Source organism: Nostoc sp. UHCC 0870 (assembly GCF_022063185.1).
In the GTDB taxonomy this organism is placed as follows: domain Bacteria; phylum Cyanobacteriota; class Cyanobacteriia; order Cyanobacteriales; family Nostocaceae; genus Trichormus.
The window spans coordinates 1,639,510-1,665,694 of sequence record NZ_CP091913.1 but is presented as its reverse complement, the minus strand read 5'-3'; the positions used below and the strand labels follow the sequence as shown (position 1 = coordinate 1,665,694).

At 40.3% G+C, this 26,185-nt stretch carries 20 protein-coding genes; 9 read left to right on the top strand and 11 right to left on the bottom strand.

The window, feature by feature from the left end; translation table 11 throughout:
* Positions 1-32 precede the first annotated feature (32 nt).
* The 6 genes from avd to L6494_RS07330 all read left to right on the top strand — a co-directional run bounded on the left by avd (position 33) and on the right by L6494_RS07330 (position 4,992).
* Positions 33-383, top strand: a complete 351-nt coding sequence (gene avd / locus L6494_RS07355) for a diversity-generating retroelement protein Avd (RefSeq protein WP_237993208.1) — start codon at positions 33-35, stop codon at positions 381-383.
* A 274-nt stretch (positions 384-657) separates the two neighbouring features.
* Positions 658-1,716: an RNA-directed DNA polymerase gene (locus tag L6494_RS07350; protein ID WP_237993206.1), complete on the top strand. Its 1,059-nt coding sequence runs from the start codon at positions 658-660 to the stop codon at positions 1,714-1,716.
* Positions 1,717-1,737: 21 nt separating this feature from the next.
* Complete coding sequence (locus L6494_RS07345) at positions 1,738-1,884, top strand: SUMF1/EgtB/PvdO family nonheme iron enzyme (RefSeq protein WP_330911085.1); 147 nt, start codon at positions 1,738-1,740, stop codon at positions 1,882-1,884.
* A gap of 363 nt (positions 1,885-2,247) precedes the next feature.
* Positions 2,248-2,841, top strand: a complete 594-nt coding sequence (locus L6494_RS07340) for a Uma2 family endonuclease (RefSeq protein WP_237993204.1) — start codon at positions 2,248-2,250, stop codon at positions 2,839-2,841.
* A 161-nt stretch (positions 2,842-3,002) separates the two neighbouring features.
* Complete coding sequence (locus tag L6494_RS07335; RefSeq protein ID WP_237993202.1) at positions 3,003-4,190, top strand: M20 family metallopeptidase; 1,188 nt, start codon at positions 3,003-3,005, stop codon at positions 4,188-4,190.
* Between the two features lie 22 nt (positions 4,191-4,212).
* Positions 4,213-4,992 (top strand): hypothetical protein, encoded by a 780-nt coding sequence (locus tag L6494_RS07330; protein ID WP_237993200.1) that lies wholly within the window; start codon positions 4,213-4,215, stop codon positions 4,990-4,992.
* Positions 4,993-5,128: 136 nt separating this feature from the next.
* On the opposite strand, the gene L6494_RS07325 is transcribed toward L6494_RS07330, so the two are convergent.
* Positions 5,129-5,956, bottom strand: coding sequence for an HAD family hydrolase (locus L6494_RS07325; protein WP_237993198.1), 828 nt, complete (start codon positions 5,954-5,956; stop codon positions 5,129-5,131).
* A 105-nt stretch (positions 5,957-6,061) separates the two neighbouring features.
* On the opposite strand from L6494_RS07325, the gene L6494_RS07320 reads away from it, so the two are divergent.
* Positions 6,062-6,868: a hypothetical protein gene (locus tag L6494_RS07320; protein WP_237993196.1), complete on the top strand. Its 807-nt coding sequence runs from the start codon at positions 6,062-6,064 to the stop codon at positions 6,866-6,868.
* Here L6494_RS07320 and L6494_RS07315 read toward each other — a convergent pair whose 3' ends face one another.
* The 10 genes from L6494_RS07315 to L6494_RS07270 all read right to left on the bottom strand — a co-directional run bounded on the left by L6494_RS07315 (position 6,869) and on the right by L6494_RS07270 (position 22,886).
* Positions 6,869-7,606, bottom strand: a complete 738-nt coding sequence (locus L6494_RS07315) for a DevA family ABC transporter ATP-binding protein (protein WP_237993194.1) — start codon at positions 7,604-7,606, stop codon at positions 6,869-6,871.
* Between the two features lie 144 nt (positions 7,607-7,750).
* Complete coding sequence (gene devC / locus L6494_RS07310) at positions 7,751-8,908, bottom strand: ABC transporter permease DevC (protein ID WP_237995869.1); 1,158 nt, start codon at positions 8,906-8,908, stop codon at positions 7,751-7,753.
* A gap of 303 nt (positions 8,909-9,211) precedes the next feature.
* Positions 9,212-10,636, bottom strand: coding sequence for an HlyD family efflux transporter periplasmic adaptor subunit (locus tag L6494_RS07305; RefSeq protein ID WP_237993192.1), 1,425 nt, complete (start codon positions 10,634-10,636; stop codon positions 9,212-9,214).
* 1,474 nt (positions 10,637-12,110) lie between these two features.
* A complete protein-coding gene (locus L6494_RS07300) occupies positions 12,111-13,478 on the bottom strand; it encodes a hypothetical protein (protein WP_237993190.1) in 1,368 nt (455 codons plus the stop codon).
* Complete coding sequence (locus L6494_RS07295; protein ID WP_237993188.1) at positions 13,465-15,120, bottom strand: cyclic peptide export ABC transporter; 1,656 nt, start codon at positions 15,118-15,120, stop codon at positions 13,465-13,467. Before L6494_RS07295 ends, L6494_RS07300 begins: the two co-directional genes overlap by 14 nt.
* A 311-nt stretch (positions 15,121-15,431) precedes the next feature.
* On the bottom strand, positions 15,432-16,319 hold the full coding sequence (locus tag L6494_RS07290) for an SDR family NAD(P)-dependent oxidoreductase (RefSeq protein ID WP_237993186.1): 888 nt from the start codon (positions 16,317-16,319) through the stop codon (positions 15,432-15,434).
* Positions 16,320-16,970: 651 nt separating this feature from the next.
* Positions 16,971-18,728: a serine/threonine protein kinase gene (locus L6494_RS07285; protein ID WP_330911070.1), complete on the bottom strand. Its 1,758-nt coding sequence runs from the start codon at positions 18,726-18,728 to the stop codon at positions 16,971-16,973.
* A 90-nt stretch (positions 18,729-18,818) separates the two neighbouring features.
* Positions 18,819-20,423 (bottom strand): murein biosynthesis integral membrane protein MurJ, encoded by a 1,605-nt coding sequence (gene murJ / locus L6494_RS07280; RefSeq protein ID WP_237993168.1) that lies wholly within the window; start codon positions 20,421-20,423, stop codon positions 18,819-18,821.
* Positions 20,424-20,644: 221 nt separating this feature from the next.
* Entirely contained in the window at positions 20,645-21,151 is a 507-nt protein-coding gene (locus tag L6494_RS07275; RefSeq protein ID WP_237993159.1) for a pentapeptide repeat-containing protein, read from the bottom strand.
* Positions 21,152-21,380: 229 nt separating this feature from the next.
* Positions 21,381-22,886, bottom strand: coding sequence for an LCP family protein (locus tag L6494_RS07270; protein WP_237993157.1), 1,506 nt, complete (start codon positions 22,884-22,886; stop codon positions 21,381-21,383).
* A gap of 116 nt (positions 22,887-23,002) precedes the next feature.
* Between L6494_RS07270 and L6494_RS07265 the strand changes: the two genes are divergently transcribed.
* Together L6494_RS07265 and L6494_RS07260 are read left to right on the top strand one after the other, a co-directional pair.
* A complete protein-coding gene (locus tag L6494_RS07265) occupies positions 23,003-24,067 on the top strand; it encodes a mannose-1-phosphate guanylyltransferase (RefSeq protein ID WP_237993154.1) in 1,065 nt (354 codons plus the stop codon).
* Between the two features lie 205 nt (positions 24,068-24,272).
* Positions 24,273-25,916, top strand: coding sequence for an ABC1 kinase family protein (locus L6494_RS07260; protein WP_237993152.1), 1,644 nt, complete (start codon positions 24,273-24,275; stop codon positions 25,914-25,916).
* Positions 25,917-26,185 lie beyond the last annotated feature (269 nt).

Here is a 26,185-nt window from a genome sequence, read left to right as displayed (position 1 = left end):
TTTATTGCCTAATTTACTATATCATACTTTGCATGAATGAATTACCAATTATCCAAAGAATTTACGATTTAATTCGCTGGTACGTGCCGATTCTCAACCGTTTACCCCGCGATCACAAATTTATTTTAGGCAACCGAATTATTTCTGGGCTTTACGATCTCCTAGACAATCTAATTACAGCACGCTATAGCAAAGATAGATTAATAATTTTACAAACCTTAAATACTAAACTAGATATTTTACGTTATCAAACTCGCTTACTTTTAGATTTAGAATTAATCGAATCTCCGCGTTATGAATACGCAAGTAAATTAATTAACGAAATTGGTATTGATTTAGGTGCTTGGATTAAACAACAAAAACAAACAGCCATTGTTTTGTAGGTTGGGTTAAGCGTAGCGCAACCCAACACAGGTCTTGGCGACTCAATATTGATATCGGTGTTGGGTTTCCTTGCGTCAACCCAACCTACAATTTTTTAAAATCATTCGTGTCTAGAAGTAGAAGGTACAAGAACCCCACCCCCAACCCCCTCCCCGCCAGCAGGGAGGGGGCTATGATATACCTGATGGGATTAGGAAACACTATAGTATTTTTTCCTAATAGGTATTAAGGGCTGAGATTCAATAAATACAGCACAAACCATAATACAAAACTATGAAACGCCACGGCAACTTATGGCATCAAATCACAGACTTTGCCAACCTAATACAAGCTGCAAGACAAGCTCAAAAAGGTAAACGCTATCGAGAGAATATTCTTAATTTTAACTATAACTTAGAAGCAGAATTAATTAAAATCCAAACAGACTTAAAATCAAAATCTTATCGCCCAGGTCGATATAAAACTTTTGAAATCAAAGAACCAAAACCCCGTTTAATTTCTGCTGCTCCTTATCGAGATAGAATTGTACATCATGCTCTTTGCAATGTGATTGTTCCGATTTTTGAGCCAACATTTATCCATGATACTTATGCCAACAGAATCGGTTTTGGCACACATCGGGCTTTAAATTGCTTCATTAAATTTGCTCGTTCCAGTAATTATACTCTGCAATGTGATATCCAAAAATATTTTCCTAGTATTGACCATACTATTTTAAAATCTCTTTTACGTCGCAAGATTAAATGTCCTGATACACTTTGGTTAATTGATACTATTATTGATGGCAGTAATCAACAAGAACCAATAATACATTATTTCCCCAATGATGATTTACTCACACCGCTAGAACGTAGACGCGGTTTACCAATTGGCAATCTAACAAGCCAGTTTTTCGCTAATGTATATCTTAATGGCTTAGATCACTTTGTCAAACAGCAACTAAAAGCGAGTAAATATCTACGCTACGTTGATGATTTTGCTTTATTTTCTGATGACTATGAATTTTTGCAAACAGCCAGATATGCCATAGAAGAATACCTGATACATTTAAGGTTGAAAATTCATCCCATTAAAAGTCAACTGTTCGCAACTAAAGAGGGAGCGACTTTTCTGGGGTTTCGTGTTCTACCAAATTCTATTCGCGTGAGAACAGAAAATTTACGCCGTGCCAGACGCAGACTTAGAGAAATGCAGATAGACTATGCCAAAGGTAAAATTGACGATGAAAAAGTGTCTGCATCTCTACAAAGCTGGTACGCCCATTTAGACCAAGGTAATACTTGGACATTACGTCAAAAGATATTCAATTCTCTTGTTTTTTCAAGAAATTGAAGATGGGATAGGCACTTCCGGCTGCTGCGCGGTGGTTCTTGGAACAACAATCCTAGGAACTGTCGCTGTGCATATCGCAACAGGAACGAGCCGGACAACAGGAACAACAACATCGGTTTGCGGGTTGTTTGTTCCCCCGCGATTGCTCCTCTCGGTCAGAATTGGTAGATGGGAATTTATCAAGCGTACAGAAGGGGAGTCCAGACCTATTCCAGTGATGGGGGTGACTTCATCCGAAAATCAAATTGAGTTAGATGACTTGGTAAGCAAAAAATGCTGAACAGTCGTCTGACTCTTCAAATTATTCATATTTCTATATAACGCGATGTGCAACTTATTTTTGAAACCCCTCTCCAAACCCCTTCCCTGCAAGGAGAGAGGCTTTGATTCTTGCGCCCCTTCCCTTGTAGGGAAGGGGTTGGGGGTTAGGTTTGAGAGAAAGTTGCACACGGCGTTATTAGGTATTGAAGCGTTAGCGTACCTGCTTGCCGTAAGTATCGCTCATAATAAAATAAACCCCATTAAATACCTATGGAAACTCTGACTCTCAACATTCCCCCAGCCGTAGGTCTGACAGACGAGCAGTTTTATCAACTGTGCATAGCCAATGATGAATGGCGGATAGAACTTACAGCCGCAGGAGAATTAATTATTATGCCACCAACTGGCGGCGAAAGCGGTATTAGAAATTCGGATCTCAATCTACAAGTTGGCTTGTGGAATCGTCAAACAAAACTGGGTAAAGTATTTGACTCCTCAACTGAGTTTCGTTTACCTAATGGTGCTTTTCGTTCGCCGGATGTTGCTTGGGTGAAAACAGAACGCTGGGAGGCTTTGACTAGTGAACAAAGGCGACGCTTTCCGCCAATGTGTCCAGATTTTGTGATTGAGTTGCGCTCTGCAACTGATTCTTTAAAGACATTACGGGCAAAAATGCAGGAGTATCGGGATAATGGTGTTCGCTTGGGTTGGTTGATTGACCCCCAAACGCCGTTAGTAGAAATTTATCGCCCTGGTGTTGAGGTAGAAACCATTAATTTTTCTGTTGAGCAACCGCCACAGCTTTCTGGGGAAGATGTATTACCTGGGTTTGTTTTGGATTTAAGTTTAATTATGAATCCATAGAGTTTTCGGCTTTGATTCAGTGAATTTATAAATGATCACGCAGAGGCGCAGAGGCGCAGAGAGTGAGAGGGTGAGAATTGTTTTCTCTATTTCCAATCCCCATTACCCAATCCCTAATCCCTCTTTATGATGGAACAAAGCCTTTTAATTAATATCAAGCAATGCTGACCCATATTCAAGACTTAGCCACAAAACTAGCACCCCGCCTGATTGAGATTCGTCGTCATATTCACTCTCATCCAGAACTTAGCGGTCAAGAGTATCAAACTGCTGCGTTTGTGGCCGGTGTCTTATCTTCTAGCGGTCTGCGTGTACAAGAAGGTATCGGCAAAACGGGGGTAGTGGGAGAAATTAAAACTGCTGCTGAGGATGAGTGTTTTTTGGCAATTCGTGCTGATATGGATGCTTTGCCGATTCAAGAATCTACGGGGTTGGAATATGCTTCTAAAACAAAAGGTGTCATGCACGCTTGCGGTCATGATATCCATACTACGATAGGTTTGGGAACGGCGATGATACTTTCGCAAATGGCGGAGGAATTAGGCGGAAATGTGCGGTTTTTGTTTCAGCCTGCGGAGGAAATTGCCCAAGGCGCAAGCTGGATGATTCAAGATGGGGTGATGAAAAATGTTGCGGCTGTTTTAGGGGTTCATGTTTTCCCTTCTATCCCGGCTGGTTCAATTGGTGTGCGTTATGGGGCGTTGACGGCGGCGGCTGATGATTTGGAGATTATCATTATCGGGGAATCTGGTCATGGTGCGCGTCCCCATGAGGCGATTGACGCGATTTGGATTGCGGCGCAGGTGATTACTTCCTTACAACAAGCTATTAGCCGTACTCAAAATCCATTGCGTCCGGTGGTGTTGAGTATTGGTAAAATTAGCGGCGGGAGAGCGGCTAATATTATTGCTGATCAAGTACAGTTATTGGGAACAGTGCGATCGCTCCATCCAGAAACCCGCGCTCAACTTCCAAGCTGGATTGAAAAAATTGTGGCTAATGTCTGTCATTCCTACGGTGCGCGGTATAAGGTAAATTATCACCAAGGTGTACCCGGTGTCAATAATGATTATGCGCTGACGCAAATATTACAATCAGCAGGTGAAGCAGCTTGGGGTAGTGATCGCGTTCAAGTTTTACCAGAACCGTCTCTAGGTGCGGAAGATTTTTCGGTATATTTGGAACACGTCCCCGGTGCAATGTTTCGCTTGGGTGTAGGGTACTCTGAGCGAATTATCAATCATCCCTTACATCACCCTGAATTTGAAGTGGATGAATCTGCTATTGTGACAGGAGTTGTCACAATGGCTTACGCCGCTTGTAAGTATTTTCAGCAAACATCAATCTAAAGCTTACTTACGGAGATTGTTAATGCAGGTTCTTGAATTCCCCAGTGTCGCAGTTATAGCAGGCGAAAATGCTGTGGCTGTGACTCAACTTCCTCCTATATGGCAAGATATTGCTAAAGGTGCAGTCAATACTGGACTCTGCAATCCACAGGTTTATGTTGAGATGGCGCAGTTGTTCTTATACAAGTTAGAACAGGGTAATGTTGACTTGTTTAACGAACGCCCAGAACTTGCTCACCTCAAGCCATCATTTTGTCAGTTGTTTGGGCAATTAGGGCGAGAAACTCTAGAGTTCTACGGTTATGATTTCCTGACTCAGAACTATCCCAATTTTGGGGAAATTTTGCGTAATTTAGAGTTAAAGGGGTCTGATTACGCTGATGAAATCAAAGTGGCGCGGATTGGGTTAGAACTCTTCGATGAGTTTGGTTACGAACTTCCAGCCAGTTTTTATCATGTGCATTTAGCACCGATTTATCGCGATCATGTGTTTGAAGAACGCGCTTTGAGATTTGACAAGCGGGATATAGAACACAAGCGTTCTTGGGATGCCATACTTCATGCGTGTAAAGTATTTGCAGTGCAAATGAAGGTGCAAAGTATCGCTTCTAAATATGGTTTTACTTATCAGCATGGTTGCGGTTGTAACTCGCATCTATCCGCGATTGATTTATCTGAAGGAGCATTTGAGTATGAATTAAGTCCAGAAAAACGCGATCGCTGGATACGTAGTTTTATCTGGACTGCTTGGTATGAGTATGCTTTCTTTCCGATTGTGCCGAATACTAGTTATTTGGTGTAGGGACTGGGGACTGGGGACTAGTAGGTTATCAAATTTTAATTGAGGGATAAGTAAGTTTGTAGTAAGGACTTTAGTCCTTAGAAAAGTCAGGACTAAAGTCCTTACTACGAACCGTCCAAACTAACTTGATAGACCACTAAGTAGCCCTAGCTTTTCTCTTGCTTTCCAAGATATAACTTGCTAATTCACAAAAACCTTCTCCTTCAGCCGCCGTCGTCATGTAAACTGGCTGATATTGTATTTGGTTGGCATATTTCAACACATTCGCCACGCCTACAGACATTGGGAAATAACTTTGATTAAATAAACTTTCATCATTTGGACTATCACCAACTGTCACAATTTGTTCTGGGGCATAATCAGGAAAGTATTCTCGCAATACTTGTAATAAACCAATGGCTTTCTCTTGCCCTTGGGGTTTAATGTGACACTGCACATTACTGTAAGTAAATCCCCAATCCATATCGTGACAAAGATTACTTAGGGTTTGTAGTTCATCTAGACTCAAACCCGCTACATCAAATGTCCAGTCGGTGATGCGAAAGCGATTGTCGGCCGATTCTTGAATTTGGGGAAATTTAGCTTTTAATTGGGTAAAGATGACAGCTAGGTGTTGGCGATGGGCTGTGAAATCGGCAATGGGTGTCAATGCTACTGTTTCCTCACTTCCAGATAAATAGAATAAGCCGCCATTTTCTGCGATCGCTCCAGCAATTGGCATCAAGCTATTTAATCCATTCACCCAACCCGCAGAACGTCCTGTAACAATAATGACTTTAATTCCAGCCGTTTGTAAATCTTCCAATGCTTGCAGTAAAGCAGTAGAAAATTTTCCCTGATTCGTCAGTGTGCCATCCATATCCGTAGCGATGAGGCGAATATTACTCAAATCAGCAGACGCATCTGAGGAAAGTGGTTTAAGACTTGGAGACTTCCCAGTCGGAACACTTGGGTTTCTGTACATATGCAGTGGGAGACAAGCTGTAAAAAATACCAATAATACAGCAAGTTCACAGGCAAAATATGGGCATCCTAAAAATAATAAGTCCAGTGTTTCCGTTTACTACCTATGCTAACTCCCATATATCTTGCTCAATCGCCACCAAAAACGAAAAAGGGGACGACACAGCCAGCACCAGCAAAAGATTCTCCAATCCCACCAATTTTAATGATGACTTCTGGAGGATTATTTGTAGCGTTGATTGCATTGATTATTTTTGGGAAACTTCAAATTACTAAATTTGAGAAAAAAATCAAATTTGAGCAATTCCGTGCGAGAGAATTAGAGAAAAAATTTAAACTAGCTCTAGAAACAATTCGCAAAATGGAAACTAATCCCGATTTAGTTAACTCGCGGGACTTTAACCTAGACTACCTGCGGATGCGGATGTCTGAGGAAGTATTTCATTTTGCCATTGTTAATCAAACTAAAATTAGGGTTAAAGACAAAATTACCCAAGCTTTACGCCCCAGTCAATCACAGCAAGGAACAGTAGGGATTGCTAACAATGCGGCACGGCAAATAGATGAAATTTTTGATGTTGAATATGAATCAGGTACTCCACCTAATATAGCTAAACGCGTGTTATTTCGGATTCAAATTCGCTTGATGAAGTTACCAACACAAGCAACTTCTGCCACGATTAGCCAAATTATTGACTGTATTGAAACATATCTTAGCCCTGTAGAAGGGGAAGATAACTGGCAACCCACAATTCAAGGAAGGATTGCCACTATGCACTGGGATCAAAAAGCTAAACCTACGCCATTATTGGTGTTGGAACAATCAAATGAAGGCGTAAATGTGACTTTCCGCACCAGCCGCCAACCCAATGTTTCCACACCACAGAATCCATCAAGTTCTACTAAACGATAGTCAACTATTGTTTTCAGTCCACGCTCCAGCATCGTAACTGATGATTGCGGTTTGGGAGTCACGGGCTAAGATTCCGTCTTCCATTTCGACAATGCGATCGGCGATGTCTAAAATGCGGTTGTCATGGGTGACTAACAAGATAGATGTTCCTTGATCTTTGGCGAGACGTTGCATGATTTCTACCACATCACGTCCTGATTGTTTATCTAAAGCGGCTGTGGGTTCGTCGGCTAATACTAGTGGGGGATTATTTACCAGGGCGCGGGCGATCGCAATTCTTTGTTTTTGCCCACCAGACATATTATCAGGGTAATATTCAACGCGATTTTCTAATCCTACGGCTGTGAGCATGGCTTGTGATTGTGCGATCGCTTCCTCTTGAGAAATGTGTTCGTTCAATTCCACCGCCATTTGTACGTTTTGTTTAGCAGTTAAAAACCCTAGCAGATTATGGGCTTGAAAAATATAGCCAATGCTGCGTCGAATTTGCACCAATTTATTTTGATTTGCACCAGATAATTCTACACCTAAAAATTTTAAACTGCCTTCTTGCACAGAACGCAAACCACCAATCAAACTCAGTAATGTAGTTTTACCTGAACCTGATGGCCCGGTCATAATCACAATTTCTCCGGGATAAATTTCAAGGTTAATATCAAATAAAATTTGTTTTCTGAGTGCGCCTTTACCATAGTAGTGATTAAGATTGCTAATCGCAATTACAGGTTCATTTTTCATGATTATTTTTGGGCGAGGTGTAAGAAATTCGTAATTCTTAATTTGTGATTCGTAATTTAAAAATATTTTTTAACTATTACATTCTGGCGTAAATAAAGATTTTTAATGGGTAATCTTTAATTTATGCACTTTCATGACAACATATTAAAAAATATCTGCGGGGTCGGCAGATTTTAATTTTCTGACAGCAATTGTACCAGAAACAACACACATGATAAATGTCAAAATCAATACGGTAATAGCACGTTCTAAGCTCATGAAAACAGGTAATAATGTAGCATCTCTGGCAGTTTTATACATGAACATTGTAAAAGCCCAGCCGGGCATATAACCTAAAAGAGCCAAGATTATTGCTTCTTGTAGAATGACACCTAATAGATATTTATGGGTATAGCCGATGGCTTTCAAAGTAGCATATTCAGATAAATGGTCTGCTACTTCTGTGTACAAAATCTGATAAACAATCACAGTTCCCACGATAAAACCCATGATTGTCCCTAAACTAAAAATAAACCCAATTGCTGTGCTACTTGCCCAATAATGACGCTCAAAATCAATAAATTCCTGCTTGGTTAAAACATTGATATCTTCCGGTAAATAACTTCGCAATTCTTGGACAACAGCCTCAGTATTAGCTCCCGGTTTTAATTTAATTAAACCAATATCAATTAATCCTTGTTGACGATTAAGAAATAATCGCAAAAAATTAACATCACTGGTGATTAAATTACCATCTGCCCCAAATGAAGCACCTAAAGTAAATAATCCACCAACTTGAACGCGTCTTCCGCGAACTTCTGCTGTGACATTTTTGCCTTCATCAAAATATTTGGCTATTGGTCCATATTCTTGTCGAGAAGAACGGTCAAATAAAACAGTATCAGGCAGTTTGAGTTTATCTAAATTTTCTTGCACTCCTTCTAAGTTAAAGATATTAGTTTCTGGATTAATTCCAAAAACAAGAATGCTTCTAGTTTTACCAGTATCAGGATTTTTCCAAATCGAGTAATCTAAATATATAGGATGTACAGATTGTACTGACGGTAATTCTAAAGCTTTATACAATCGTCGTTGTGAAAAGCTTTTCATCGCCAGTACAGCATTAGATTGACGATTCAGCAAGACAATTTCACCTTGCAAGCTACCATGTAACCGGACGTTACTGTAGTACAGAGCATCTCGGAAACCCAGCTGCATAAACATCAAAATATCTGCAAAGCCGATTCCTGCTAAAGCTACAGCTAGGCGAGTTTTTTCTCGTGTTAGTTGTAGCCAAGCCAGAGGTATTTTTTTACGATTAATTGCTGTGAAGAAATTAGTCAAGTCGCTTCGCTCCAATTCAAAATTCAAAATTCAAAATTCAAAATTAAAGATAATTAGTGGGAGCTTACTTGCCGTAGGCTACTCACTGCTAATTGTTCGCTTAAGCGTCCCGCAGGGAACGTAGAGAAAATTGTGGCGGGGGATTGTACCCAGAATTAATTCAAAATTATTTCCATTCTTCATTTTGAATTTTGCATTTTGAATTCAAAAAATGTCATTAGCTATTAGTCCACAGTCAAAACTCCTTCCCTTGTCACCTGTCACCTGTCTTCTGTCACCTAATTAGTTATTAATTTCAACCATTACCTTGGCGTAGGTTAAACCAGAAACTTTTTCACTATCTTCTGGTGATAAGGTAATTTTTACTTCTACAACTCTGGCATCAACATCAGCTGCGGGATCTGTGTTTAGCACGTCTTTTTTACCGATTCTTCTACCAATTTCAGTGACAGTTCCTTTTAATTCGCCGCTAAAAGCACCATTGTTGCTAGAGACTGTGACATTTTGACCAACACGCACTCTACCAATACCGTCTTCAGGTACTTCTGCAATCACTGTCATTTGTTCAGTTTCACCCATCTCAGCAATACCTTCTGAGCTAATGGATTCGCCTGACTTGGTGTGAATTTTTAAAACTTCCCCAGCTGCTGGTGCTTGCACGTAGCTTAATTTTAGTTCTGCTTCGGCTTTTCTGACGTTAGCGATCGCATTACTAACTTGAGCTTGCGCCATCTGCACATCGGTAGGACTAACTTCCACCAGTCTTTTGAGTCTGGCTTTTTCTTCGTCGATTTGTCTTCGTAAGGTGTTGATAGTTTTCTCTCGCGTAACTCTAGCTTCTACTAGCTGCTGTTGCAAAGTTGATAAAGTTTTGACTTGATTTGCTCTAGCCTCAGCTACTTGCTGTCGTATAGTCGCCACTGCTTGACGGAGGGCGGCTTGGGTTTCAATTACTTGTTGATTAGCAGTAATCGCACTCAATCGCCTTCTATCTCGTTCTTGCTGAGAAATTGCCCCTTCTCGGTAGAGAAAATCGTAGCGTCCAGCATCCACCTGAGCGTTACGTTGCTCGGCTTGGATGCGATTGAGTGTGGCTCTTAAACTATCTTGTTGTCCTCTGAGTTCCGCTTCTAAACGATTGACTGTGGCTTGTTGAGCAATTTTTTCAGCACTTAATTGGGCGGCTATGCGAGTAATCATCGCTTGCTGGGCTTCGCTTTCTCCCCGTAACTGAGCTTGCAAGCGAGCAATGACTGCTGTTTGTGCTTGAATATCTCTAGGCGACCCTACTCTAACTTGCGCCAGGCTAGCACGGGCTTCTTGAAGTCGTGCTTTTGCTTCATCCATAGCCGCTAGTTGAGTATCATGATTATCTAAAATTGCAATCACTTGTCCCTTTCTCACTCGTTCTCCCTCTTTGACGAAGAGCTGCTTGACTCGTGAAGATGATTGCAATCCTCCTGCTGGTGCGGAAAGTCTAATCACTTCGCCTTGTGGTTCTAAGCGTCCCAAAGCACTAATACTACTAGCGACTGGTTTGATGGGTACAGATGGGTTGAATTTGCTGATTTGCTCAAATTTTGCTGTAGCTAATAAGCCAGCAGCCACTGCTACTGGTAGGGCTACAGCAAGACCCCACCAAATCTTAGGTTGTTCTAGCTCAAGTGGCTGCTCTCTTGAGCTTGGCTGCTCAGTCACCCTTGACATGGTTTTTTACCCGTTTATCTGAAATTGTGTTGATGAAAGTCAAAAAGCGAGGTTACAAATTCGTAATTAAGAATTTCCGACTTTATCGAGTTTTAGATGTTATGCCTGATAAATATTTAAATTCACAGCTTTTTTAAATGGCGATCGCCTACGCTGGGTGGGTACGCCATTGCTAATAACAGGCTATGAGGGTGAGATGCAAATTTATGATGTTAACTATCTATAGCCATCCAGACTTCAGAACCCTGGTTGCTTTGAGAAACCGAGATTCTTGGCTCTCACGAATGATTTAGGTTAGCTATATCTTTTCGTGCGTAAGTTATGAGTTAGACAATCTGATTTTGCAGATAGATTTCAGTTTGTCAAACTCTGCCAAAATTTTCTGCAATCTATATGACTTTATTGGGCTTTTTTGGAGACTTTTTACCACAATTATCATCAAAATACCATTTTTGCAGATAAATTTTGTACCACAAGATAACATTTTCCAAAAACTATCTTTACCACTTGATGAACATAATTTATGGTTGATTACACCAGTGAAAATATAATTTTTGCAACATAATTTTGATACTGTAGCAAGTCTTTTTTAAGTTTAGCAATAGCAAATAAACGTATTTTAAATGATGTATTTCTAACTGAGGATAAATCAAGTCAAAAGTTAACCAATTTTAGATTTTAGTAGGGACGGTTTCAGAAATATCCTCAAATATTCACGATGATTCGGGTAAATCCGCCTCTACTGCACTCCATAACTCATGGCCAGTTAACAACTATACAGCAATGAATAACTTAAATTTTATATTTTTTAGGTATTATTATGGATGACAAATTATAATTTGTGATATACGTACACGATTGTATCTAGTTTTCTCAGTAAATAACGTGAATGAAGCGGTTATAAAGAACTTATAAAAATAAGATTAATTCTGCTTATCATACTGGTCAAAAACTAATTTAGGTTTTACAATCGAATCGTAATCAACTATACCGAACAAATTATAGTCTATCACCTATATAAACCCCCTGATGGCCAAAGAAATACCATCAGGGGGTATTAATTTCTGTACGTTCGCTGATTTTGTCAGGGTGAGAGGAATTAAGGGACTTCCAGATAAAAAAATATTCAAACTGTAGGGTGCGTCAGTGCGATAGAACCTAACTATACTCAGAAATTATTCATACTGACGCACCCTACCAACCATCAATTGCGGATAATTTATTTTTTGGTGTTTCCTAATGCCTTGAGGGGTAATGCTTAAGATGATTTTTGCACCAAAGGCATGATAGCAGCAGATTTGCAGGTAGTGTGAACACAAAGATTGTGTTTGGATGAGGTGGATAGTGAAATGGCTCAAACAGGGTGATCGACATTTTTAATTTTTGCAGTTGAAGATCAGGTGTAGCAAGAATCTTAGCACTGGATCGAACTCAGTAAAAAGGGCTCAATATATTTATGGTGACATCCTTACTTTTACCAATAAGCTTTTGTTTTATTGCCTTGTAGTATGTCAGGATGTTTTCTACTCTTTTTAAGGATTTGCTGAAATGTCAAAAAAGCTATTAGCAAAAATCTTATTTTTTTGATTACTGTATATAATTGTATTTTTTCGTTTTCCATAACACTTTTGAGAAATACCAATGGATTCGTCAAAATAAACAAAGGAAAACCACTATTAGCGAACCTTTTAACGTTATGCTCACCGTAAACAATTTTTAATCCATAAATGGAAACTAACCATCTGTAAATTTGTTCTATCCAAGCCTTTTTTGGTGTCTGATCATTTGTCATCTCATCCATACTAGGGCTTCTATTTATAGAAATAACATCTAAAAATATATCGCTTATAAAGCCAGCATAGTGGGCTAATACCGAGAGTTGAGTATCTTCACATCTGACACCAGGATATTTTTCAGAGATTAGTAATAATAAGCTAACCATCACATCAGTTTTACCAAATGTACCGCCTCCTGGGTGATACTTAAATCCGCTAAATTTTCCATGACTAATATCTATAAACCATTGAATCGGAGGTACTTGCTCTGCTAGATTAGGTAGTAAAATATCAACACCATTGAACATGGATTTTTGATACACAGCAAACTTATTTCTTGTTCCTAAAATATCTATTTGTGGATATTTTTTTAGTTGATTAACTATTACACTTAAACCATTAGAGTCTAATTCAATTGATGAAGGCTTATGCTCAACTAAAAACTGAGATTCAGCATCAAAAGCTATTAAAATTGCGGGTGGTATCCATCCATTATTTATACTCTCCAGTAGCAATGAACCATAAATATCCCCTAAAACTCGAATTTTACCAGCTGCGTGTTCCCCCTGTTTCTGATGAACGACAAATATCCTGTGCCTGGATTGGTGAGATTTTATGTTAGTTATGCAATAGGGTTTACCTTTGCACATCGAATTGTCAAATATTATTGCTGGGATATTATTGGCTACCTTATCTCCAGTATATAAATGAATTACTTGGACATCTGAAAGTGAAGTTAAACCTTTGATAACAGTCGGACATTCAAAACCATTATTCAGACCAATTACTATATCAGCCTTCATTCCTATTTCAGAAATTTGTTGAATGATTTTTGGGATAGTATAAGGTAAATAATTTTCTGCTCCTTTGGCAGATGCTACTATGCTTAATATTCTTGTATTGTCCAAAAGATTATTAGTTTTGGCATTAATCCATGCTTTGTAAGATAAAACGGATTTTACATCTGCTTCTAAAGTTCTATCTTGTTTTTCTCTTAATGTAATTTCTTTCCCTCTTAAAAACTTAGTGGGTTGCTCAGATAGTAACAAGAGTTTAGTTGTAAACATTATTTTCCTCCTTTGCAATGGCTAAATTTTCATCTTTAATCTGTCCGTATTCCAGCTTGATAATCCGATCTGCCAAATAAAAATACTGATCATCGTGACAGATAACTAGTACAGTTTTTCCTCTGTTCTTTAAATCTGCTAGAAGTTGAGTGTAGAAAATTTCTTTGAATACTGGATCTTGATCTGAAGCCCATTCATCAAACATATAGATGGGGCGATCTTCTAAGTAAGCTGTAATCAGAGCAAGACGCTTACGCTGTCCTTGAGAAAGATCAGTGGTTGAAAGCACACCATTACTGACCTTAACTTTATGGTCAAGTTGTAATTGAGTAAGATATTTTCGAGTTTGAATATCCAAATCATTACTATCCAAACCCAGCAAGCGATCAAAAAGATAAAAATCAGAAAATACTACAGAAAACTGATGATTATACCATTCTCGATTCTGATTATTAATAGACTTACCATCTAAATAAATCTCTCCTTTTTCAGGGGTGTAAAGCCCAGTAATTAATTTAGCTAAAGTAGATTTACCACTACCGTTACCTCCTACAATAAAAATAAGTTCTCCTGGATAAAACTTGAGATTAATAGGTCCAAGAGTAAAATTATTATCTTCTCTCTCCTGATAGTAAGTATGAGTTACATTTACTAGTTCTATATCTTTCCAATCTTTATTTGAATTCAGCAAATCATCAGAAACAGTTTCATTTGAATAATTTGCCAATGACAAACCCAAAGATTCGACTTTATCTAAAGCAACTAAAGCCCGAAAGATGCTAGGCATAAGACTAATAATGTATTCTAACGGTGCTATCAAATAGATGATAGTTAGAGCATATGCAGATAGAACTTTAGGGTGAATTTCTCTGATATTTGGAATTATGAATAAGAGCAAACCAATAGCTACAAAAAACAGAATTTGTCCCCAACTAGCAGCACCAGCAAAGATACTCATACCCACCACATTATGACTGCGGTACTTGAGGGCAGTATTACGTAAATCTTCAGAGATAAATGCTTGCCGTCGCTGGCGATGTAACTTGAGTTCCTTTGCGCCTTGAGTTACAGTGCGAAAATGCTTAAATAATCTATCTTCCTGCTCACGAGCCAATTTTAGAAAAGACATGGCTTTAATCATTGGTAGTGAATAGCTGAGTATTCCCAAGAACATAAAGCTAATACCAATCATAAAAACCATTTTAGAGAGGTAGCTAAGATAAATCAGACATGCAATTACTATGGCGATATTTGTACACAAAAAGGGAATAGTAATAGCCATGTTAGAGATTGTTTGAATATCTTCAGTGAGGACGGCTAAAAGACCATAAGCACCGATTTGTTCTAAATTACGCAGAGGTGATGCAAGAATGCGGCGGCTTAAGAGTATCCGCAAGTCGAGAATGGCTTTTTCCGAGAGATTGATTAACAGAATTTGAGAAGCAAAATTAGCAATCAGCCGCAGCAGACAAAGACCGACAAAACTCCAAACTAACGTACTTGTCGATGGCTGGTTTTGATTTAATGCCTGATTAATTAGGGCAATTAAACCAGCAGCAGTAGCACCGCCGAGAATACCAGCCATGATTGCGAGACTAAGGTGAAAAGAAGAAGTACGAAACAGAAGGCGGATCAGGTTCATAACTTAAGTAGATATCGGAATTATGGGGGCAAAATTTTGATTACCTACTATCATTGGAGATTCAAAGGAAGCTCTTTGACCAATTTCATGAAACGAGGCATATCAACCATAAATGAGAAAAGAGTGGATAAGGAGTTACGTTCTTTTAAGTCTTAAAGATGTTAGCTTCCAGGTTGCAACATATCCATATAAAATAATTTGTGGGCGAGGCTCAAGTAACGTCCAACTCTTAATGGCAAAAATGAACTAATTAAGTATTAGCTTTTTTATAATCCTCAAGTTTGAGAATTATAAAATTTTAGATTAGCCTATTATTTTAAAACAGCAGTATTAGTCAAGATTGTCGGTATTTTATTAGACATAATTGCCATATCGTTCAATTTATCTGCACGCCTTTGATTAAGTTTGACTACGCCAATGAGTCGATAAACTTTGTCTACAAATTCGGGATAAATCTGTCCGAACGCAAACAAAAATTTTGTCATAATTTCGGTTAAAATATTTTCATTAACTATTAACTCCGGTTGTTTTTTTTGCAGAGATTTGAGGATGGCATTTGCTATATATGTTGGTGTGGAGATACCCGCTAATCTGGGTATTGGTACATGACTGTTAACAGTCATTCCGACTTTACTTACATATCCTGGACAGATTGCCGATATATTTACATCAGTGCCAGCTAATTCTTGTCGTATGGCATCAGTCCACAGAATTAAACCAGCTTTACTTGCAGAATAAATGCTGTTGTAGGCAACGCCTTTTTTACCTGCTATGGAGGCAACATTAATAATTTTTCCACTACCTCGTTCTAACATACTTGGTAGTAATAAACGAGTTAGTTCAATCGCAGATAGTAGATTAGTTGTCACTATTGACTGTATTTCTTCTAGAGAATAGTTTACAAAAACACGATAAACTTCTATGCCAGCATTATTAATTAAAATATCAACTGGACCTACAATTCTATCAACCTGCTGTACTAAAGTAGAAAGTTCTGTCACGTTTGTCATGTCAAAGGGAATACCGATCCCTTTGCCACCAAAATCATTGATTTGAGAACATACTTGATCTAGCTCTGATTTTGAACGAGAAACACCAACTATAGTTGCTTGCTCTTTTGCCAGGGTACGGGCAATATATACTCCCAGACCGCGTGAAGCACCAGTTAAAAGAACTGTCTTCCCTTTGAGTGTTGTCATCCGTATCTCCTAAATTTACTAATGTTGAAAAAGCCTTGTTTTCAGATAATCAATGTGCCATCACTAAATTTTCAGCAAAAATTAGACTGACAGCTATTGACTAGTTAAGTGTCAAAATGGCATTTAATGACCACCGTTAAATAATCACATTTAATTGTGATTGTTAAGCATAGGATATAAAAGAAATTAATTTTTGTTCGATATAACCTGATGTTCCATATAAAATGAAAAGGCTATATTCCCAGGATTATCTAACACCTGATAAAAGCGTTAAAGCACATTATTTGATGTATTTGCTCACTCTTGCAACGATGGACAAAGTTAGCATTAAAAGTTGATATAACTGGTTATTTTCAACTATTTGCTATTTCATCCCTTTGCAGTTGAAATTCATATTATGCAAATGAGATACTCGATCGCAACATATATGCAACACTATAGTCATATGCTTTGACTTTGAGAGGATGTTTGAAAAGTCGGGACGGAGGTAAAAAAGCTCTCTCTGTATAAGCTGTGAATGGGTATGGACGAGATACGTGCAAGTGCGAATCGTTCTGGGCTGGTAGTGTTTCTGGTCATAGAAATGAATCTATGGTCATCAGATGCAATTTATTTTTGACTTTTGACTTGATTTATCCCCAGTTACTCACTCTATCGCCAGCCTAAAAACTTTAAACTGGGGACAATTAGGTAATAACTTACTGCTAACCAAAAGCTAGTAAAGATACCGACGGAACTAAAAAAGGCTATGGGTAAGGATAATTCCGACCACAGGGGACGACTAGAAAATTGTAAGACAGTGGTGGGAAATCCTAAAATTAGCAACGCGGCAAAACCCATTGCTGCACCAAAGCCTCCGATTACGGCATAAACTATGTGATGACTACGAAAACCGGTACTCAGTGCTAACAAAAAAACAGCGATCGCAGTTGCTGCTACTAAACCTTCACCGCGATCGCTAGTAGATGTGATAACTTGCCATAATAACCAGCCGAAGACGTAGCTGGTTGTACCCATTAATGATGCTGTTAAAAACCGCCGCCGTTGACCAAAGCAACCGGAAATTGTTAGTCCCCAGGCTGTCCCTAAGCCTGCGGCGGCAAATACTAAGATTTCTGCACCTACAGCAGGTTGAGATTTAGTCGCTAATTCGGGTAGCTGAGTAGAGATCAATTCAACAAAGCGATCGCCTAAGCTGGTCTGATATGCCAAAATAAACCCGGTGATTGTGCCTGCACCAGCACCCAAACCAGTCAGTAGCATCGCCCAAATTGTCGCCACACAAGCTGTGAAAATTTGAAATATTGTCTTAACTATCCACAAACATATTTTGCGAACAGTTTGACCAAAGTCGCCTAATGCTTGTTCAGTCCCTTGCAGTAAGAGTTGAAATTGGTGAGCAATTTGGCTTAAAACTCGCTGGATACTAGTTTCTAGTGATGATGACGATGGGTGAGTAATTTTGGCTAGCCGTTTTTGGATGATAGCAGCATTGGTGGGGCGCGATCGCACATCCTCATTTACCATCTCATCTAATAAATCTGCCAACTTAGGATTTACATTCACCCGGTTACGCCACTGCAAAACCCCTGTTTGCGGATCTTCCAAATCTGCGGGATACTTCCCTGTCAGCAATTCAATCATAGTTCGACCAAGGGCATAAAAATCAGCTTCTGGCCCGACGTTTCCCCCACTCACCTGTTCTGGTGGACTGTAACCAGAAGAAAATAACCTTGTAGAACTAGATTCATGACGCAGCCTTGCCGCTTTAACGTGTTTTGCCCCACCAAAATCAATTAGCACCAATTGTTCCCAGCCAGTCCCGCCTTGATTTGGTAATGTTGTTGATACAGGAGTCCGCAACATCAAATTTGAAGGTTTAATATCGCGGTGAATAATTTGACGCTTATGCAATTCCTGTAAAATTTTTAGTGCTTGGATCAACCAGTTGACAACAACATCCTCTGGACAACCTTGGGGATAATTTTCTAAAATCTCTGCCAGAGTCGGCCCGTTGATTTTTTCCATCACCAGACAAGCTAACTGGCGCGGTTTGGGATTGGTCAAATTTATCTGAAAATTTCCATCTGCTTCCACCTTCGGCACTCCCGGATGCCGCAAACTCACCAAAACCGCCGCCTCTTGTGTAAATAATTCTAGTGCCTTGGGTGACTCTTCCACCAAAACTTTCAGCACTTTTTCGCTTTGTGTCACTTCATCCCAGACTGTGTAAATTTGGGCGAATCCCCCCGAACCCAAGGGTTGTATTGGCACATAACGATCTAACATCTGTAGCACTGCGCCACAGCTGTTACAAAACTTGTTTCCCCAAGGTTGGGGATAGGGACGTTGACAGTCGGGATTTATGCAGTGAACTGCGTGAACCGCACTCTTACTGATGTGGGACACAACCGCTACATTACAAAGGCTGACTTCAGTTTAACGTAATGCGGAAGACCTCATCCTTTCTTGCAAGATGCGAACGTGAACAATTTATATTTATCTCTTCAAAAATCGCTGACGCATCCGCACGGCGAAACTATTCACCTCTGGTATTTTCATAACTGAAACGATCGCCGCAAATACCAAAATCCCCACTAACCCAGATACGCATAACTGCAATAGTTGAATGATTAAACCCTGCGTACCCAATAACTTCTGTGTCCCCACCAAGGTAGCAAAGCTAGCCACTCCCGCCACGATACTACCAGCCGTCAACCCTAAAATTGGCACACTCCACTCACGTAACGGTAAACCATTGAGGCGACGGTCAAGCAACCATAACAACATTAACATTGAGCTACAATTTACACCGACTGTAGCTAACACTAAACCAGGCGCACCAAAAGGCTTGACCAAAATCCAGTCTAGGGAAGCATTCAAGATGATATTAAAGGTGCTGATACGGAATGGTGTCTGTCCATCACCCAAAGCATAAAATACCCGTACCAAAACATCACGCCCCAAATACGCAAACATCCCAATCCCGTAGGAGATCAGCAGTGATGAAACTAACTGCGTAGCCTCTTGTTTAAAAGCACCACGTTCATAAACCACCTGCACAATCGGCACAGACAACGCCACCATTAACGCCCCCAAAGGTAACATTGTCACAGCAGTTAGTAATAAGCCCTGACGAATGCGTAACTTTAAGTCTGGCCAGTTTTCTGGTTCGGCAAGTTTGGCGAAAATGGGTAATAGGGGCAACAAAATTATATTAGAAATAATCCCCAAGGGAGTCTGTACTAATAAATTGGCATAGTTAAAACCAGCCGCCGCCCCCTGAATGGGACTGGCAAAATACAAGTCAGTCGCCACATTAATCGGCATCATCCCGGAAGAAACCGTTGCTGGAGTCATGATTCTAATCACTTCTTGAACTCCAGGGGATTTGAAATCAAACCTGAGCTTTAATGTACCGAGTCCTAGCCGCCACTGTACAATTAACTGCACCACCCACTGAAGAATAGCCCCAGCTAAAGTTCCCCAAGCTAATACCATCCCACCGATGAGGGCGTATTCTGGCTTAATGATGTCTTTGCCGTACTGTAAAGCTAATACACCAATACCAATCACTACCGTCACACTAGATAACAGTGGACTAATGGAAAGTAACCAGTATTGATTAGCAGCGTTGAGAGTACCAAAACCAATGCCAATCAATCCAGCAAATAAAGCCATTGGGGCCATAATTTTTAGCTGTTCAATGGCGATCGCTCTAGTTTTGGCATCCAAACCATAACCGACAATATCAACAATATTATCTGCCAAGAAAATCTGCGCCACCGTTACCAGCAATAACACACCCCCCACCAAAGTCGTCACCGTTTCCACCAGGGGGGCTGCTTCCTCTTTTTTACGCTTGGCTAAAACACTGATAATGGCACTATGTAACGGCCCGTTCACACCCCCTAGTAATACCAATAAAAATCCGGGGATGACATAGGCGTAACTATAAGCCGTAGCAGCTGCACCTACACCAAAAGTAGCTGCGATCGCTTGCTGTCTGATTAAACCGAATACTTTACTAATTAATGTGGCTGCGGCAACAATGCCCGCAATCCCAGCGAAAGAACGAGAGGGTTTTTGGTCTTGATTGCTCACAAATAATACCCGACAACTCTTGCAGACTGCATATCTGACTAAATTAAACCGGAAATCTTGCAGTCTGTCAGGCTAATTTTAAGTGATCATGACGAACATGGCGTACTGATTATTGGGGTTTAAGGAAACACCAATAAAAACGACCATATTAGTAGAACTTACACAATTGCTACGAAAAAGAGACACTACTGCGATCACCCATCGGGTATTTTGAATTGGTATCAGCGACAACCTAAACTTTCGCGTGTAGAAATACCAGTCACAGAATTTACACCATCTGCTCTTTGACACATCAAAGATACTTGATAGCGATCAATAATAGCATCTGTAAAATCAGCCCCAGTAATATCAGCATCATAGAAACGGCTGCGAATTAAAGTAGCTTCCGTGAAAATGGCATTTTTCAAATTTGCACCATCTAAAGTCACCCGATCTACCAAAGCACCTGTTAAATTCGCGCCTTCTAAATTAGCCTTTAACAACACACCCTTAGTCAGAGTAGCGTTAGTTAAATTTGCACCTTGGAAATTTGTACCCCGCATTTCTGCCGCTACAAAAGTTACACCTGTTAAATCAGTGTTAGTAAAATCACGATTTTCCAGATTGGTATTGCTGTAATTAATTGTATTAACTTGAGCAAAAGCCGGCTTGGGATTGATGATGATCCAAAACCAAGCCAGCAGTAAAATTACAATTAAACTAAACAATCTCAGCCAAATCTTCTTCATAAATTTACGAATTTTATAGCAATTATCTATAAAGTTGCCTCAAATAAATGATTTAGAGACGTTGTATGCAAAGTCTCTACAGTGCAGAATAAAGTGGATCTTCATTAAGAAACAGTATTAGCCCTAAGTTATGACTAAAAAATTAAGAGTAATGAGTGAATTATAGGAAATTTCTTCCTACTCAGCACTCATTACTCATTACTCATTACTCATTACTCAGCACTACTCACTACTTCCAATCCTTCCCAATGCGGATTGTGATGTCTGATTCTAAATCCCCTGTGGATTTGACTTCAACTAAACCCAATCCTAAGATTTTTTGGAGGTCAATTGCTGCCGAGCGATCGCCTCTTTGCACGATAATTTGGGTTTGGCGTTGGGTATCAGGCCAAGCAGGAACGGTGTAAATATTTGTAAAGCCTTTCTGTTTCAAGTAAGCAATAACTTTTTCAGTTAGCTGAGGTTGATTAGAAGCATTTTGAATAGCAATTTTGAGCTTAGAAACTGGTCGTGAATCTGGCTTCAGACTAGGTATATCTACGCCTACATAATTATTCAATAAATTTTGCTGACCGTTCAAATTCAGCCAATAGCTATTGGGATCTTTACTAAATCTGCTAAATGTACCGGGTAACATAGCCATTTGGAAATTATCCCGTTCTAAGTTCACGGAAAAATTCACCAAAGCCATCATTTCTTCTATCTTCAGATTTGTATCAAAATATTTCCGCATCAGCCGGGTTAATTGGGGCAATCTGGGTAATACTGTAGGACTAGTAAGCCTTCGCAACAAAGCTGTCACTAGGACTTGTTGTCGTTGTACCCTGGGTAAATCCCCTAAACCTTCTTCTCGGTAACGAGCAAACACTTCTGCTTGTTCGCCGTTGAGAGTTTGCCAGCCACTAACTAAACTTATCGTTGAGCCACTGCTGGGGTCTTGATATGACATGGCTGTGGGGACGAAAACTTCTACCCCACCCAACTGATCAACTAATTGCCTTAAGCCACTAGTAGAAATGCGGATATAGCGGTCAATGCGGGCATTATTTAGAGTGCGGCTGACTGTCCGTGCTGCTAAAACTGGCCCTCCTTTAGTATTAGCTTCAGACACCCTATTTAATCCCTGTTCTGGGATAGCAATCATGGTATCGCTAGGAATTGACAGTACCCGCATGGTTTTACTGCTGGGGTTGATTCTGGTTAGAAGCATAGTATCGCTATTGCCAGAAAAACTTTCCGGTGAGCCATCTACAGCACCTTTGACTGGCTCAATCCCCATAATCAGAATATTCATTGGTTTAGATATCTGATATTGGGAAATTTTGCTCCACAGTTCCCCAGGTAGCGGCGTTTTTTGCTCATCTTGACCAGCAAATCCTAATTCTTCGTCGGTGCGGTCTAGATTACTCCATAAAGGAGTCCACAGTGCCAAGGTGGATACTAACAGCCCAGACATGATGATGCCCAGCACCGATGTCAAAACCCACAATAACCAGCGAGGCATGGTTAAGCCCAACCGATCATACAGCTCGTTAGGAATTGCCCCTACAGACTCGACGACATTACGAGAACTGTTAGCTGCTTCCTCTTGAGGTATGACTTCCAGATCGGCTGTTGATTGCGGTATGACTTGATGATCTATACGTTGTAGTTGTGAAGGTCCGACCTCTAATTCTAAATTCGGTATTGTTTGAGGTGTAACCTGATTGTCTGACCATTGAACCTGTTTAATCACAATTATCTCCCCACTCATCCACTCCCTAAAAGTTATGTTAATGCAAGCCACCAAACTTGCCAGGGTCAGACCGCACTGTACACTTAAAATGTTCTAGCGTAGGTCTGTATGACAACATGAGTAGTTCTTTGTTCCCAGTAATCCTGGCAGGTGGTAAAGGTGAGCGTTTTTGGCCTCTCAGTCGCCAAGACCGACCCAAGCAATTTTTAAGTCTTGATGGTAGCTCTAGAAGTCTCTTACAAGCAACTGCCGATCGACTGCTTTCTTTCGCAGGTAGTTGGGATAACTTGTGGGTAGTTACTTCTAGCCAGCTAGCTACAGGAGTGCGACAACAATTACCAGAATTGTCATCTCTAAACTTGCTGGCTGAACCGCAAGGTCGAGACACTGCTGCTGCTGTTGCTTGGACAAGTTTAGAAATTCAAAAACGTTACGGAGACGACGCGATTATCGGCTTTTTTCCCTCTGACCACTGGATAGCTGATCAACAAGCGTTTAAACGCACATTAGATGCAGCTATCCAATTAGCGGCAAGCACACCAGCGATTGTGACGTTGGGTATTAAGCCTACCTTCCCATCAACTGGTTACGGCTACATTGAACAAGGCGAACATATTGGTAGCTTTAATGAGTTGCCAGCCTATCACGTTAATCGCTTTACTGAAAAGCCCAACCGTGAAACAGCAGAAACCTTTCTGTCTACGGGCAGATTTAGCTGGAATAGCGGTATGTTCGTGTTTCGGGCTGGTGTTGTTCTCAAGGAACTGTATACCCATGCACCAGAAATTATTGAACAAATAGCACAAAAAGGCGTTGATGTCTATCCCCAATTGCCTAAAAAAAGTATAGACTATGCACTCATGGAAAAAACCAATCTAGCATATGTTTTACCGGCAGAATTTGGGTGGGACGACTTAGGCGATTGGAATGCGATTGAACGCCTCATGAAAAAGCCGGAAAATCCCAATGTAGAACTTGCTACCCATGTGGGTTTAGATACAAAGGGGGCGATTGTTTATGCTACTAACCCAGAGGATGTAGTTGTTACTATTGGTTTAGAGGATGTAGTGATTGTGCGCGATCGCAATGTCACACTCATAGTTAACAAAGAACGCACCCAGGAAATTAAACAGATCCTCAAAACACTACAAAGCGATCCCCGATTTACCGACTTGCTCTAATTTTTATTGTATAAAACTTAAAACCCCTGGCAGATGCGTAAAACCATTGTTTGCATTATAACTTGACTGTCTGCGCTGTCAAAGGGAGCAGGGAGCAGGGAGCAGGGAGCGAATTTTTATCAATCCCAATCCCCAGTCCCCAATCCCCAGAAATTTTTGAATTTTGAATTTTGAATTTTGAATTGATTTATCCCCAATCCCCAAAATGTTCCTCACCTACACTGTTCCACGCCAAAGAGAAATTATCGAAGTCGTTCTCCGCAATGGCTGGGATTATATGCGGCGGCTGCTAACAGGCGGCAAAGCTGATGAACCTCAGTTACCCACACCGGCGGTGTTAAAAAACATTCTGGTGGATTTGGGGCCTGTTTATGTCAAACTCGGTCAGCTACTTTCTACCCGGCCAGATTTACTGAGTGCAGCTTATATTGAAGAACTTTCTACTCTGCAAGACGAAGTACCGCCTGTACCTTGGGCAGAGATTGAAATAGTTATCCGCAAACAACTAAAACAACCTCTAGAAGAGACTTTCAAGCACATTAATAACGTCGCAGTAGCGGCGGGATCAATTGCCCAGACCCATCGCGCTACATTAATGGATGGTCGAGAGGTTGCTTTGAAGGTACAACGTCCGGGGATTGATGTCACAGTTGTGCAAGATATCGCTTTAATTCAAGGGATTGCTGATTTGGTAGCGCGGACTGATTTTGGGCAGAACTACGAAATCAAATCTATTGCTGAAGAATTTACCAAAGCTTTAGAAGCTGAGTTGGATTTTAAACGAGAAGCTGGGTTTACAGACCAGTTACGACGTAATTTATCCCAGAGTCGTTGGTTTGATCCCCAACAGATTGTCGTTGCGGAAATTTACTGGGAATTAACTACAGAAAAATTAATGGTGATGGAGTGGCTAGACGGAGTACCGATACTGTCAGCCAATTTAAACGACAACAATGGTAAAGACCCCATCGCCGAACGCAAAGCTATAACCACGCTATTATTTCGCGCTTTCTTTCAACAGTTATATGTTGATGGTTTTTTTCATGCTGATCCCCATCCCGGTAATATCTTTTATCTCAGTGATGGACGGGTTGCTTTGTTAGATTGTGGGATGGTGGGTAGACTTGATCCCCGGACTCAGCAGATATTAACAGAAATGCTGTTGGCAATTGTAGATTTAGATGCGGGGAGGTGCGCCCAATTGACTCTGCAACTAGCTGATTCCCCACAACCAGTGATTGTGGCGCGGTTAGAAAGTGATTATGACCGGATGCTGCGGAAGTATTATAACGTCAGTTTAACGGAGATGAATTTTAGTCAAATCTTTTATGAAATTTTGCAAATTGCCCGCAATAATAAAATTCGCTTACCTGGTAACATGGGCTTGTACGCCAAAACCTTGGCGAATTTAGAAGGGGTAGCGCGTACCTTTAATCCAGAGGTAAATTTATTTGAAGAAATACAGCCTTTAATTACAGACTTATTTCGACGGCAGTTACTAGGCGATAATCCAGTGCGATCGCTCCTGAGAACAGCCTTAGATATTAAAAGTCTCTCCTTACAATCTCCCCGGCAAATCGAACTGTTATTAGATCGAGTTACATCGGAAACCCTACGCTGGAATCTTTCCCTACATGGCTTAGACGGCGTGCGGCGAACAATGGATGATGCTGCTAACCGCCTTTCTTTTAGTATCCTAGTAGGTTCACTGATTATGGGAGCAGCAATGATTTCTAGTAAAGCCCAGACAACACAGTTATCGTTTGTCAGTAGCGTGTTGTTTGCTGCTGCTAGTTTATTGGGATTGTGGTTGATTATTAGTATATTGCGATCGGGTCGTTTGAAGTGACAGTTCGTAGTAAGGACTTTAGTCCTTAGAAAAATCAGGAATAAAGTCTTATTACAAAAAAAGCTTATCCCTCAATTCAAATCTGATGACCTACTAGTACAGCACGGCGTAAATAAACCACCCATTCCAAATCAACAAAACCCTTACGCTGCCTTCATTTTGACTTACCCTCCGGGAAGCCGCTTTCGTGTCTATGACTTTTGACTTTTGACTTCCGCTTTGCGGTACTAGTCTGTCAAGACATAATAAATAAGATTACTCTTCACCAC

Bases quoted from the DNA above. Each gene is read 5' to 3' on its own strand.
- L6494_RS07305 (WP_237993192.1), bottom strand. From the start codon at position 10,636: ATGTCAAGGGTGACTGAGCAGCCAAGCTCAAGAGAGCAGCCACTTGAG.
- avd (WP_237993208.1), top strand. From the start codon at position 33: ATGAATGAATTACCAATTATCCAAAGAATTTACGATTTAATTCGCTGG.
- L6494_RS07350 (WP_237993206.1), top strand. From the start codon at position 658: ATGAAACGCCACGGCAACTTATGGCATCAAATCACAGACTTTGCCAAC.
- L6494_RS07340 (WP_237993204.1), top strand. From the start codon at position 2,248: ATGGAAACTCTGACTCTCAACATTCCCCCAGCCGTAGGTCTGACAGAC.
- L6494_RS07290 (WP_237993186.1), bottom strand. From the start codon at position 16,319: ATGACAACACTCAAAGGGAAGACAGTTCTTTTAACTGGTGCTTCACGC.
- L6494_RS07275 (WP_237993159.1), bottom strand. From the start codon at position 21,151: ATGAAGAAGATTTGGCTGAGATTGTTTAGTTTAATTGTAATTTTACTG.
- L6494_RS07300 (WP_237993190.1), bottom strand. From the start codon at position 13,478: ATGTTTACAACTAAACTCTTGTTACTATCTGAGCAACCCACTAAGTTT.
- L6494_RS07320 (WP_237993196.1), top strand. From the start codon at position 6,062: ATGCTAACTCCCATATATCTTGCTCAATCGCCACCAAAAACGAAAAAG.
- L6494_RS07265 (WP_237993154.1), top strand. From the start codon at position 23,003: ATGAGTAGTTCTTTGTTCCCAGTAATCCTGGCAGGTGGTAAAGGTGAG.
- L6494_RS07325 (WP_237993198.1), bottom strand. From the start codon at position 5,956: ATGTACAGAAACCCAAGTGTTCCGACTGGGAAGTCTCCAAGTCTTAAA.
- L6494_RS07335 (WP_237993202.1), top strand. From the start codon at position 3,003: ATGCTGACCCATATTCAAGACTTAGCCACAAAACTAGCACCCCGCCTG.
- L6494_RS07295 (WP_237993188.1), bottom strand. From the start codon at position 15,120: ATGAACCTGATCCGCCTTCTGTTTCGTACTTCTTCTTTTCACCTTAGT.
- L6494_RS07260 (WP_237993152.1), top strand. From the start codon at position 24,273: ATGTTCCTCACCTACACTGTTCCACGCCAAAGAGAAATTATCGAAGTC.
- L6494_RS07330 (WP_237993200.1), top strand. From the start codon at position 4,213: ATGCAGGTTCTTGAATTCCCCAGTGTCGCAGTTATAGCAGGCGAAAAT.
- L6494_RS07315 (WP_237993194.1), bottom strand. From the start codon at position 7,606: ATGAAAAATGAACCTGTAATTGCGATTAGCAATCTTAATCACTACTAT.